The organism is Desulfitobacterium sp. LBE (assembly GCF_007830365.1).
In the GTDB taxonomy this organism is placed as follows: Bacteria; Bacillota; Desulfitobacteriia; order Desulfitobacteriales; family Desulfitobacteriaceae; genus Desulfitobacterium; species Desulfitobacterium hafniense.
In genome coordinates this window covers 3,932,687-3,945,198 of sequence record NZ_VLKD01000001.1, presented here as the reverse complement: position 1 = coordinate 3,945,198, position 12,512 = coordinate 3,932,687, and the positions used below count along the sequence as shown (strand labels likewise).

The 12,512-nt window shown below is 44.2% G+C and carries 7 protein-coding genes and 3 pseudogenes; 1 reads left to right on the top strand and 9 read right to left on the bottom strand.

What is annotated here, in order from left to right; all coding sequences use genetic code 11:
• The 4 genes and pseudogenes from DESLBE_RS18730 to DESLBE_RS18715 all read right to left on the bottom strand — a co-directional run.
• The coding region (locus DESLBE_RS18730) for a molybdopterin-dependent oxidoreductase (protein ID WP_144678688.1) at positions 1-1,655 on the bottom strand (1,655 nt) is incomplete at its 3' end.
• Positions 1,656-1,865: 210 nt separating this feature from the next.
• Positions 1,866-2,698: pseudogene (locus DESLBE_RS18725) on the bottom strand (DmsC/YnfH family molybdoenzyme membrane anchor subunit).
• Positions 2,699-2,701: 3 nt separating this feature from the next.
• Positions 2,702-3,280, bottom strand: coding sequence for a 4Fe-4S dicluster domain-containing protein (locus tag DESLBE_RS18720; protein ID WP_011462160.1), 579 nt, complete (start codon positions 3,278-3,280; stop codon positions 2,702-2,704).
• 13 nt (positions 3,281-3,293) lie between these two features.
• Positions 3,294-5,903, bottom strand: coding sequence for a molybdopterin-dependent oxidoreductase (locus tag DESLBE_RS18715; RefSeq protein WP_144677875.1), 2,610 nt, complete (start codon positions 5,901-5,903; stop codon positions 3,294-3,296).
• Positions 5,904-6,169: 266 nt separating this feature from the next.
• On the opposite strand from DESLBE_RS18715, the pseudogene DESLBE_RS26640 reads away from it, so the two are divergent.
• A pseudogene (locus tag DESLBE_RS26640) lies at positions 6,170-6,289 on the top strand (IS701 family transposase); the annotation flags it as partial.
• A gap of 412 nt (positions 6,290-6,701) precedes the next feature.
• Here the strand turns inward: DESLBE_RS26640 and DESLBE_RS18705 are convergent.
• From DESLBE_RS18705 to DESLBE_RS18685, 5 genes and pseudogenes are all read right to left on the bottom strand, one after another.
• Positions 6,702-8,642 (bottom strand): annotated as a pseudogene (locus tag DESLBE_RS18705) (type I restriction-modification enzyme R subunit C-terminal domain-containing protein); the annotation flags it as partial.
• A 167-nt stretch (positions 8,643-8,809) separates the two neighbouring features.
• Entirely contained in the window at positions 8,810-10,669 is a 1,860-nt protein-coding gene (locus DESLBE_RS18700) for a hypothetical protein (RefSeq protein ID WP_144677873.1), read from the bottom strand.
• On the bottom strand, positions 10,662-11,153 hold the full coding sequence (locus tag DESLBE_RS18695; protein WP_172625452.1) for an ABC-three component system middle component 2: 492 nt from the start codon (positions 11,151-11,153) through the stop codon (positions 10,662-10,664). The genes DESLBE_RS18700 and DESLBE_RS18695 overlap by 8 nt, the downstream gene beginning before the upstream one ends.
• The gene (locus tag DESLBE_RS18690) at positions 11,128-12,231 is read right to left on the bottom strand and encodes an ABC-three component system protein (RefSeq protein ID WP_144677871.1); all 1,104 of its coding nucleotides are present in this window, start codon (positions 12,229-12,231) and stop codon (positions 11,128-11,130) included. The genes DESLBE_RS18695 and DESLBE_RS18690 overlap by 26 nt, the downstream gene beginning before the upstream one ends.
• Positions 12,232-12,248: 17 nt before the next feature.
• Positions 12,249-12,494 (bottom strand): single-stranded DNA-binding protein, encoded by a 246-nt coding sequence (locus DESLBE_RS18685; RefSeq protein ID WP_144677870.1) that lies wholly within the window; start codon positions 12,492-12,494, stop codon positions 12,249-12,251.
• Between the last annotated feature and the right edge of the window lie 18 nt (positions 12,495-12,512).

The window sequence follows — 12,512 nt, the reverse complement described above, 5'->3', positions numbered from 1 at the left end:
GCTTCATATTGGGGCTCGACAATCTGGCGATAATGGATGAGGATTTCCCGGTTGCCTGTCAGGAGGCCGCCCAGCCGTTCCCATTCGGAGGTCACGGGGAGCACCAGATCGGCATATTGGGCGTCAGCTGTTAAAAACATGTTCTGAGCGACCACGAACTCAACCTTCCGATACGCATCTATACCCTGGCTGGACCCTGCCCTTTGATTAAGGTTATGGCTGAACCAGGTCCAGATCATCTGGATGTTGATGTCTCTGATTTCTCCTTTTTGCTTGATGTATTTGCCATTAAGAATGGCGTCATACATTTCGCCGCTATTGATACTGTCATCAATGGGATTGACTATTTTCGGCAGACCGTTGCCTCCCGCTTTAACCAAAGCCGGTCCGGCGTTGGTGGCCGAATTATGCATATTCGGGCTGACACCGGCACCGGGAATACCCACGTTTCCTACCATATAGGCCAAGGTCATCATGGCATGGGGCAAATGCTCGCCATTATTGATCCGGGCCGGGGCTCCGCCGGAAATAATCGCCGCCGGTTTCGTGGTTGCATACTCCTGGGCAAATTCGGCGATCTTGACAGCAGGAACACCACAGATTTCGGCAGCCCACTCCGGAGTCTTGGGCGTATTGTCATAGGTTCCCAGAACATAATCTTTGAAATTGTCTTTGGGATCGGCACCCTCCGGCAGGTGATCGGCATCAAAGCCAATTGTGCAGTTATCCAGGAAATTTTGGTCAAGCAGATTATTTTTAATGATGTAGTAGGCCATCCCTAAGATTAATGCTGTATCTGTAGCCGGACGGATGGGAATCCATTCATCGGCCAAAACTCTCGCCGATTCAGAGTAGATCGGGTCAATAACGATAAATTTAACCCCTGCTTTTTTCGCTTGGAGATAATTATAAGCCGGCAAACCCTGACTGGATTGAGCGGGATTAGCTCCCCAGAGAATGATCAGCTTGGACTCTCTCAAGCGGAAACGATCGTTGCCGTCGCTGGCTCCGTTGTGAGGCTGGCCGGTAACCTTGGAATAGACTGTAGGCCATGATCCCCAGGACACACTTCCCCAACGGGCCGTATAACCGCCAAAAGCACTGAGCAGACGGGGCACAGCTTGAAGACTGTCGGAGCCGCCTACAGGTGCAAAAATGGCGCGGTTGCCATAGGCATCCTTAATCCGCGTTAATTCAGAAGCCATAATATCAAGGGCTTCATCCCAAGAAATGCGCACCCATTCGTCTTGGCCGCGAAGTTCTTTGTTGCCGCCCCCCGGCGCCCAGTTTTTGCGTTTCATAGGGTATTTGAGACGATCGGCGCCCATCACCATTTTGCGGTGAGAACGGCCGCGGGCACAGCCTCTTTGCTGAGGGAAGTCCGGACTATCTTCATGGGTATCGTCCGTTTTTTGCCGAACAACCACTCCATCCACCACTAAAGCTTTGTTCAGACAGCGTCCGCCACAGTTATGCCAGCAAGCTGCCGTAATCCATTGACCCTCATTGCCGTCAGCCGTTGCGTCAACTCCGGCATTGGTGAGCGTGGAACTACAGCCGGGTAAAGCCAAACCGGCAGCGCCGATGGCACTGGCCTTCAGAAAATTCCTGCGATTTATTTGTTTATTAATAATACCTTCAAGAATATTTCCCATTTTTCTTCCTCCTTTTCTCTGTTTCAAAAATCAAGGCACCCAACCTTTTGTGTAAAGTCTAACAAATCGATCTTAATAATTCTATTTCTAAAAAATTAGTAATTATTAATTTTCGTTAATAAAATAAGCCTGCCCCCCAACGTTTATACCTATAAACGTCGGCGGCAGGCCCCTTTGGCACTTATTGCTGCCATTGTTTCCAAAAAGAAATTAAGTCAGCCCTACTCCGGATACCACCATGGCGGCGTAGAATACATATCTTCCCACCACCTGGCCGACCAGAATCAAGGCCGCGCCCCCGGCAACAGCACCGGATACGGACTTGCTCAGTTCATCCTTGGCCAGCCAAAGCACTAACCCGGCTCCGGCGAGAATGAACAGCCATTTAATGGCCACGGCCGTTTTCAGACTGCCGAGAATCATCAGACTGGCTTGCAGAGCGGTGCCGGTACCGGCCCCCAAAGAGATGAAGTAAGGGATGACCACCGCTACCTGAACAGCGACAACGGCTGCCACAGTCAAAGCCACGATTTTCTTCAGCTTTCCTGCTTCTTTCAGGCTCAGCACCAGGAAGAGCATGGCACCCATGGATAAGGCGGCGGCAGAAATTCGATGGTGGTGGCGGCGCTTTGCCATACCGGCACACTGGCCGAGCTGTAAATCCTGGCCATGGCAAAGACATCGATCAGACCCACCAGAGCGGCCCCTGCGGATAAGCCGGTGACGGCTCCGGCGGCCTGGGGTTTAACATAGAGTAGTACAGCCGCCACAACGGTTAACCCCACGAAAATCGCCGTAAACCAAATCTCGCGGCTGAGCCAGGAGGTGCCGAATTGAAACAGAGCATTCATGGCGCTTAAGGGGCGTCCCAAGTGCAGCAGTGAGGCCAGCATACCGATGATCCCCAGGCCTGTTGCTGTGACCACAGCGTTTTTGAATACCCCTTCTTTATTCATAAGCCGGCCGATGGCCACAAAGAGCATGATGCCTACGGCGGCCTGGATACAGATGGAGAACACGGTCAACGCAAAATGTTCACCCATGGATTACACCCCCACTTTCTTGTAATCAGGCTTCAGGGCCTCATCTTTGGGTTGGATCAGGAGGGAAGGATTGGTTTGGGACGCCGCAGGCAGAATGGGTAATTCCTGGACCAGATCCGTCCCGTATTCCCCTTTCAATTGGTCTAAATCGCCGAATTTCAGGCAGCGCATAATACAGGCATCCACACAAACGGGGTTTTGCCCGGCGTCTCTTAATTCTTTACAGGAGTCACATTTCCCGACGACACTTTTATCTTCGAAGTAATGAGGGACACTATAGGGGCAGTTCCACACACAATATTTGCAGCCGATACAGAGTTCCTGATCATGCTGGACCGTACCATCTGCAGCAACGTGCATGGCCCCTGTCGGACAACCTTTGACACATTTAGCATCTGCACAATGATTGCATCCCATGGAAAGGTAATAGCCTCCTACCTGGGGATAGATACCCCCTTCAAATTCATAGACTCTGCGGAACAGCTCCCCTACTTTGAGGTCATTTCTGTCTTTGCAGGCAATCTGGCAGGCCTTGCATCCCATACAAGTGGTCATATCATAATAAAATCCTAATTGTCCCATCAGGTGTCACCTCCTAAACTATAATTCTTTGTTCCCACTGGGCATCCGGTTTTAAGGGTTCCCCCGCGTATTTCTCAACACGGACAATCGTTGTATTCCAAGGCTCTTCCCCCTGCCCGCTCAGGCGTGCTCCGCAGAGGGTATTGGTGGCACCTGCTTTATCAATGCCTTTTTCATCATCCATCTCTACCCAGGCGCCTTCCCCTAAGGTCACCACACCCGGCATTAAGGTTTCAGAGAGGGTCAGGGGACGGAGGCATTTGCCATAGTCACTCTCGATTAAAACCGTATCCCCATCTTTCAAACCAAGGGCTTCTCCATCTCTGGTGTTCATCACAAAGTCCTGAGGATAGGCCTCTCTCAGCTGGGGAATGTTATCGAACACTGAGTGGGAGCGTCTTCCGTAGTGGATGGTCACCAGCTGGAAGGGGTATTGGCCCTTCTTCTTGCTCTGCCAATCTGCGAAAGTATCTTCATAGCCGTCTAAAGGCGGCTCATACATGGCGATGGGCGGGACCGTGGTCAAACCATAGGACGCTATCTTATCGGAGAGGGCCTGGCAGTGGATTTCCAGTTTGCCGCTCTTGGTTGTCAGGGGATTAGCGGCAGGATCCTTGACAAAGTCTTCCCCTTGGATCACGGTTAACTTATCACCGGCCGTCCTCTTTACTTGATAAACACCCTGCTCCATCAGGTCCGGCAAGGCAATCTTTCCCTGCTGGGGTTTGCCCTGGATGCCCCATTCCTGAATATCCTTTTCGGTAATGGTGATCAGGGGCTCGTAGGTCTCCCCGTCCCCGCCAATCACCTGGGCTCCGGCCAGGCTGTTAAAGAATTGCTGTTTCTCCGTGAGCGGGTAGATCTCATCCGGATTCAGTCCCAGGCGTTTGGCCAGTTCACGGTCTATCCATTCTTCGGTTTTTGCTTCATAAAGGGGTTCCGTCACTTTTTGGTTGATAAAGATAGCTTCCGGATTCCCTTGATAGATCTTGCCTTCTTTTTCCCACTCCGTGGTTGTGGGGAGAACAATATCCGCATATTTGGAGATGCTGGAAAGAACAATATCATTGGTGACTACAAAATCCACTTTGCGGAAGGCCTCAATCCCCTTGTTGATTCCGGAAGATTGATTAAGGAAGTTGTAGCCGCTGCCATCCCGGACCAGCCAAATCAGACGAATATCACAAGGAACTTTCCCTCTGCCGCCCGTTCCCGTATATTCACCCTTTAAGATGGCGTCATAGGTCTCGCAATAGGCCATACCATTGGCAGCGGGGTTGGTGGGATTGGCCCACCGGTAACCGTCATAGGCTCCATAGGTGGCATCCGGGAACAAGGGGTTGACCACCGGCGGGAGGCCTCTGCCTCCGCCTTTGACAAGGGTTTTGCCCCCGTAGCCCTGGCTTGCCGCATAGTTCATCGTCCATACCCCGGCACCGGGCTTGCCTACGTTGCCGGTCATCCAGCCCACCGTCAGAAAGGCCTGGCAGAACTGCTGACCCCGGTAAGTGCGGGCCGGGGCAAAGGATGAATTGAAAATCACCGGTTTGGTTGTGGCAACTTCTGCTGCGAACTCTCTGATCAGCTGAGGATCGGTGCCGCAGGTTGCCGAGGCCCATTCAGGCGTTTTGGGGACCCCGTCATAAGTTCCTAAGACATAGTCCTTGAAATTCTCCTTAGGGTCTGCTCCCTCAGGCATATGATCTTGATCAAATCCCACGGTACATCGATCAAGAAAATCCTGATCCTGGAGATTGTTTTCAATCATGTAGTAGGCCATGCCCAGAAGCAGTGCCGTATCCGTGCCCGGCCGGCAAGGGATGTGCTTATCAGCTAAGGTCTTTACTGAAGGGGACACCACGGGATCGACAAAAATGAACTTTGCTCCGGCCTTTTTAGCCTGCAATAGATTGTAGGTAGGATTCCCCAGATTGGAGCGGGCAGGATTAGCCCCCCACATGACGATCAGTTTCGCATTTCTCCAGTCCGGTCTGTCGTTGGCTTTCCAGGAGAAGAAGCCGGTCATGCATTCCTGAACCACACCCCAGGCGCCTGATGAAGAGGAGCCCCATCTTACCAAGCCTCCGCCGTAGTAATTCAGCAGTCTGCTGGTGCCCAGAATGGATTTATTGCCATGGCCTTCCTTGATCCGCTTTAATTCAGCGGCCACAGAATCCAGGGCTTCATCCCAGGAAATCCGTACCCATTCGTCCTTGCCCCGCAATTCCTTCTTGCCGCCGCCAGGCTCCCAATGCTTGCGTTTCATGGGATATTTGATCCGATCCGCCCCAAAGACCTGATGTCTTTGGGAACGTCCCCGGTGACACCCTCTTTGCTGGGGATAATCAGGCGAATCGGGATGGGTGTCATCCGTTTTTTGTCTGAGGACAACCCCATCCACTACATAGGCTTTGTTCAGACATCGTCCCCCACAGTTATGCCAGCAACCGGCGGTAATCCATTGGCCCTCATTGTTGACGATTGCGGCGTCGGTTCCGGCTTTAGTCAGTGTGTTGCTGCTGCAACCCGGCAACGCCAAACTGGCTGCGCCAAGAGCACTGGCTTTTAGAAAGTTCCTGCGGTTGATTTTCTGGTTGACAATACCTTCGAGAATATTTCCCATACAGCACCTTCCTCCTTACTTTCATACCAAGTGTTCAGTGTTATAAGTCCATAGTAGCTATAATAAAATCGTTCTTGTACCAACTTTAACAAATTGAATATATTAATTCTATTTCTAAAAAATTATGAATTATTAATTTTTATTAACATCTATAAACAAGCAAAATTGCTTCCATTATTTTACCAGAAAATAAAATAGAGACAATCTGCTTCCTTCTGTGGTATAAAATAAGTCACCACAACAAATCCATCCCAAGGAGGAAGCAAATGTCTCTAAACTTTATCTTACCAAAAAACGAAGCAATGTTCAATTTCTTTAAAAGCTATCGGCTGCCCCTATATTTCTCAAAGCCTGTTTTACGGCATATTCAAGAATTTATCACTGCTCTCCTTATCTATCGACTTCTCGAGGCCAAGCTCGATGATCATGGAACACACTTCACCACGGAGACTATCATTGAACACTAAAGAACATGGAAGTAGTCAACGTGCAGAATATGTATTATCAATCAACATACAATGGCTCCCAGGTATGTACGGCATTAAATGCTGTGTTTGATCTTGGATTAGACAAAAAATACTACCAACCTAAAGAACTCAATAAAAAGATTAAAAACATTTTAACATAGCATTTACATACAACATTGAACGAACACAAAAAAGAGGCTGTAACCGCACAACCGAGCGGTTATGGCCTCTTTTTTGGTGTTCAAACTGTCGAAAACGGGATTATACTGTTCATAAACAAAGAATTCAAGAGAACGTCAATCTTAATAGGGAATTCGACGCCTTTTTCATTCTATCCCACAATCCGCGTCGCATTCTCCTTAATCCGGTTCACCAATTCTACAATCTTCTTCTGCTTCGAACCGTCGAATAACTTCATGAGACTTTGGGGCTTATCGAACGGGGGCTTCATGAGTTCGACCGGATTTTCGATATACCCGTTCTGAGCAATGTAATCGATCACCTTTTTAACGAAAATGATCTGGGCTTGGCTAAGGGATTGGTCATTGATAAACTCTGAAAACGCTGCCGTAGCGGCTTCATATTCGAGCTTCGCTATTTTACGAACCAGTAGACCGAAGGGGGTATCTTTGAATTCCCGCCTATAATCCTCCGAGGTCCCGAGTTCTCCCGTAAAGATTCGCTCCAAGCTCTCATAATCTAAGGCGGTCAGCGGAATATTATTGCGCAGTTTATAGATGGCGACTTGATCCCGATGATTCTCGATATAGCGATTGACCTTGAGTCGATAATCCTCAAAATCATAGGCAGGGTCTAAGGCTTCCCCCTCTCTAAACTGAAGAACCTGATCGGCAAGGTTGGTATAGACGATTTTATTATTAACCTCACCCACGATGAATTTAATCAGACTGCGGAGTTCGACGCGAACGGTTTCAAAATCGAGCAGACCCGGATGCTCCCAAAAGTCGACGGTGCCCACGTCAATAATTAACCCAAGTTTTTCTCTAATCTGTGGAATCGTGGCCCGCTTAGAAAGTTCGAGACACACATTCATCAGCTGTTTCTTATTCTTTTTGAACTGAGGCTTGGCTTCGATCTGAGCAATCATTAAGCCATACATCAGGTTATCAAAGCGCTTCGCATATTCATCCGTATCTTCCATATAGACAAGGGGGGCTAAGAAGGTGGTGAGGTTATGCTTATCTCCCTCGGTTAAGCACGTGAACGGCTCCGCTTGTTTATACTTCTCAACGTATTGCAGCTGCATTTTCACCGAGACCAGTTCCGTGTTTAAGGCATTGATCTGCTGCCGAAGGGTTTCGATTAACTCGGTTCGGAAAGCCTGATCGGGCTCCTCGAGAAAGGCAGCGTCTTGAAGGAGTTGAATCAAGCGGACGCGTTTGGCAAAGATCGCTTCCGAGAGGCTTTGCGTCTCGTTGCCCTTTAAGCCATCCTTGTGAACCCGGAAAAACTCAAAGTTCCCCAGGTAATCAAAAATGATAAAGGTCGTTTTATCCTGTCCATCCCCGAAAAGATTTTTGCACAGTCGGGTGCCCCGTCCAATCATCTGCCAGAACTTTGTTTTCGAGCGGACACGCTTGAAGAAGACGAGATTGACGATCTCCGGCACATCAATCCCCGTATCCAGCATATCCACCGATACGGCGATATGGGGCACTTTCTCGGCGATTTTGAAGTCATCAATAATCGTTTGGGCATAGGCATCATCGCAAATGATCCGCTTGGCAAAACTCCCGCGATGCTGAGGATAGAGCTTGTCAAAGCGCTCGATGATATATTGAGCGTGTTTTTTGTTTTGGGCGAAGATGATCGTTTTACCGAGCCGATCCCCGCCGGCAACCTTGATCCCCTTCGTCATTAAATCTTCTAAGACCATGTCCACTGTGGCTTGGTTAAAGATCACCTCATTTAACGCAGGAGAAGGGATAAAATCCGGCATCTCGCCCTCTTCATCCGTAAAGTCTTCTTCGTAGCGAGCCTTATCCTCTTCAGAGAGATCCTCGTAGGTAATCCCCTGCTCCAAGAAGGTCGTGGTGACCTCGATATTATGGTAAGGCACCAATACCTGATCCGTCTGAACGGCGGTTTCATAGGAATAAGCAAAGGTTGGGATCCCGTGCTCCATCTCGAAAAAGTCATAGGTATTCCGATCGACCTCGGTCTTTGGGGTCGCCGTCAGACCGACGAGGAAGGCATCAAAGTACTCAAAGATCGCCCGGTATTTCTTGAAAATACTACGATGAGCTTCATCAGCCTGTGTCAAGTAAAAACTAAAAAAATAGGACCAATTTTATAAAATAATTGATCCTATTTCTTAGTTTATCTTATCTCATATACACTCGAATTATCTTTTCGACTTGAGTCTCATGATTATGTAGGTACCACCACTTATACGCGTTTGCTTATAAAATTATAAATTTAATTAGGAATAAATCCCGTGCGATCTATCTCAGGGTTTCCAGTAAAATGGTGATATGTAATATTCGTCAGATCATTAGGTGGCAACTCATTATCAAAAATAATAATCTGATAGTCGTTGCATTCTCTAGATAGACTATAGAAAAAGGAATCCTTTACACTCTTGTCAACCTCTTCATTTTTTGCATTTTGCTTTCTATCCTTTTCTTTATAAGTCGTTAAGGGAGAGTCTAAAACAACAAAGCCAGGATGTGAGAGTCCACGTTCAACGCAATATTTCATAATAGAAATTATGAATGCCGAGTTTATAATTGCCCTTGCTCCTTTACCGTAGGATGCCTTAGTTTTGTTACAAACAACTACATCATTCGACTTTCTTTCAAAAATAACTTGTTGTTCCTTAGTTTTTGTAATAAAAGACCAATCCTCTAATAATACTTGTATTAGCTTGCAAAATTCTAGCATTAGTTCATCTGTTAACCTTTTGATTTCAACTTTATTTGTAACAGATTTAGTATTGTCAATCCGTTCAGATAGCTCTTCAATACGAGCTGTAGTATCATATAATTTCTTTCTGTTCTTTTGAATTTCAACAGCTTTATCTCGAATCTTTAAATAATTTTCATAATCCAATACGGTCTTTGAAATTTTGTTTGCCTGTTCGTCTAGAATGTTTTCAATATATTTAACCTTACTCTGTTCTTCTACAATAGATTTACTTATTTCAGTTAAATCACATTCAAAATCTTCTATCGTTTCCTGTAAATCAGTTAAATGAGTATTAAGCTTGCTTTTTTCTTTGTCAATAGCAATATAGTAAATCTCCTTATCTACATTTGTACTTTTCATGGTTGTATTACATATTGGACACTTCATTTCTGCTAACTGCCCAGTATAGTCGTGTGACTGCTCAATAAACTCTAATCTGTCAATGTCAGATTGATAGTTCTTCTTAAGTAATCTAAATTTTGATAAATTATCTGCAATCCTACTTTTTTCATTTGCCAAAGAATTAAGCCTTTGAACAGAACGTTCACGTTCTTCTTCGTGCTTTACTACTATTAGCCTTTGTTCCTTAATAAAGGAATCTAGGTTGGCAATTCGCTCATTAATCTGATCAGTATTGTATCCCTGAATAAGATTCTCTGTTTCAGCAATTTCAACTCGCAAATTATTACAAATTAGAGACAACTCATCGACTGCACCTTTTAGTTGTGCCTTTTTGACTTCTGCACTTTCAAGCTTAACATGTTTTTGATAATCAAAACCCGATAAAATTGCAAAAAATGTTGCTACTTCTTTGGACGAAGTTTTATCTCGCCTAGTATCTCCCATATAAATAGGGGAGTTTTTTTGCACGATACGGGATTCATTAAGCATCATTAAATACACAAACTTTCTAAAGGTAAAGGCTTCTGTTTCCCCATTTGATGTTTTCTTTAAAACATTTCTATAATGGCAGTTGAATAATGCGAGTAACTTCGAAGACAAACTATTCTTTGCTTTTGAATCATTTGAAAGCACTTCATAATTTGCTTCAACTAAGTGATCAATGTCTGAATAGATATAAAATATGTTATTTTTTTCACTTTCCTTTAGACTTCTTTTTAAGGTTATTTTTTGTTTCGCTGCTTTATCAAAAAACTCTAAAAAAACACTTTCATATCCTATAGCTTCATTTGGTATTTCCGGTATATCTGTCGAGCCAAAGATGAAATTTATACATTCATAAGCGAAGGATTTACCTGAATCGGAAGCACCTGCCACTACATTCAAGCCTTTTTCAAAAGTTAATAGAGCATCCTGTTTTCCGGCTCCTTGTAATACCAACTTGTTAATTTCTATTCCGAACTTATTCATTTAACTCACCTCCCATATAAATGTCTTTTTCAAACTCTCCGACCCACGATCCAATGTTCTTATCGATATATTTATAAATTCCATTATCTGAATAACCCGAAAGCTTCTCGTCCACAATTTTGATATTCCTCTTCAACTGATCAACATATCCATTTTGTAGTAAATTTATAAAATGACTTGTTAGTTTATTCTTTTGATAATAGATTCCTGTTTTAGTATATTTAATACTGATAAGCCCTTTTGAAATCATAAGATTTAACCCTTTATTTATTAATGCTCTCTTTACAGCAATTTCCGAGGAGTGGTTTGGATTGTCTGGGTGTAAACTTTCATATTCTGCATCTATATCTTTTAAGTGTAAAGCAAAATAATCATAATACATAATCCTTTGTGAACTCATTCTTTTTTCGCATATATCTAGAATGAACAAGATTCTAACGCCAACTTCTTCAGGTGAGTTATATATTTTGATCTTCGTTGCCATCATCAACCCACCTCATTTCTTCGTCATTTACTAAGTCATGGCAAATACCACTTTTCTCTAAAATACTAATTTCACCTAATTCAGCTGTCTTAATTGGAAGAAGCTGAGATCTTGCAATAGTATCATCTACTCGTTTCAAATCATCATCATAAGGTGACTCACAAGTTGCGATAACTCCATGATAAACTTGGTTTTTTAAATCATCATAAACATCATCATTTATAAATTCATCTCTCGCAAAACGTTTTAAAGCCTGAGCATTATGAAAGCATTCTCGTTGTCGTTTAAAGTGAGTATGTAGTTTTTCCCTTGGTTTAAGGCTCTCTATGCCAGAAATTGATGTGTTTTCATGGTTTGAATATACTTTAAGCAATTGATTGACATATTCCATTTTGGTTTCTTCATTGTCAAGAATTTCTTGCGGTTTTTGCATTCTAGGTCGTTGTCGTAAACCACCACCAAAATGATATTTATACCACCTTGTTTGTGCAAACTGCTCGAGTAAAGTTTGAGGAGAAATTTCTGACACTATGCTAAAATCGAATTGCATAATATACTCTTTTAACTCATCCGTTAATGGAAGCCCATCTGCTATAATTTTTTTCTTAGGCTTGCAATATTTATCCCAGGTATCGATTAGCTGTTGATTAATAGTCTTAGGGTGCTCTATTAAATCTCTCAACTCTTGTCCAATACCGTTACTTGCCACAATAAAATATTTTCTTGGTTTATTGTACTTTCCAATCATTGTATAGTAGCAAAGCTTTCCGAATTCAGACATGTATACTGAAGGTGACAAAGGTTCCTTATATCTCTTACACTGAAAAATATCAAACTCTTGTAAAGACTCCTCCAGATAAGCAACAATATCTCTTCCTGAGTCTTTTGAACCACCAATTTGAGCTACATTTTTGTAATGTTCACTTTGAGCCAGATAGCCTGATGCCCATTGGCAAGCAATATCCTCAAACACTCCTGATTCAAAAGTACGCAATCGAACTAAGGGATCAATTGTTAAATCAAAAATTCGACTTGAGTCTTTAGGCGGCTCAATTATAGGTAGCGGAATAACCTTCATACAAAAACACCTCCCCTTTACATATCATCAGCAATTTTTTTGTATTTTTGCTGACCAGAAGAAGTTTTTTCAATAGGAACTATTCCACTATCAGTTGTCTTTATGTAGTTTAGAAATAATGTTCCTAATAGGAGACGATTACTACGGGAAACTCGATTCCATTCATACCCTTTAAACAGATCTCTTACTAAGAAAATTTCCTCAGTATTCAACTGTTCTATTTCAGCTATTGCACTCTCTAATAACTCATTAACATTTGACATATGTCTACCTCCTAAACG

What these genes read in the sequence shown, in the direction of transcription:
- DESLBE_RS18720 (WP_011462160.1), bottom strand. Translation starts at nt 3,280, where the DNA reads ATGGGACAATTAGGATTTTATTATGATATGACCACTTGTATGGGATGC.
- DESLBE_RS18715 (WP_144677875.1), bottom strand. Translation starts at nt 5,903, where the DNA reads ATGGGAAATATTCTCGAAGGTATTGTCAACCAGAAAATCAACCGCAGG.
- DESLBE_RS18700 (WP_144677873.1), bottom strand. Translation starts at nt 10,669, where the DNA reads ATGAATAAGTTCGGAATAGAAATTAACAAGTTGGTATTACAAGGAGCC.
- DESLBE_RS18695 (WP_172625452.1), bottom strand. Translation starts at nt 11,153, where the DNA reads ATGGCAACGAAGATCAAAATATATAACTCACCTGAAGAAGTTGGCGTT.
- DESLBE_RS18690 (WP_144677871.1), bottom strand. Translation starts at nt 12,231, where the DNA reads ATGAAGGTTATTCCGCTACCTATAATTGAGCCGCCTAAAGACTCAAGT.
- DESLBE_RS18685 (WP_144677870.1), bottom strand. Translation starts at nt 12,494, where the DNA reads ATGTCAAATGTTAATGAGTTATTAGAGAGTGCAATAGCTGAAATAGAA.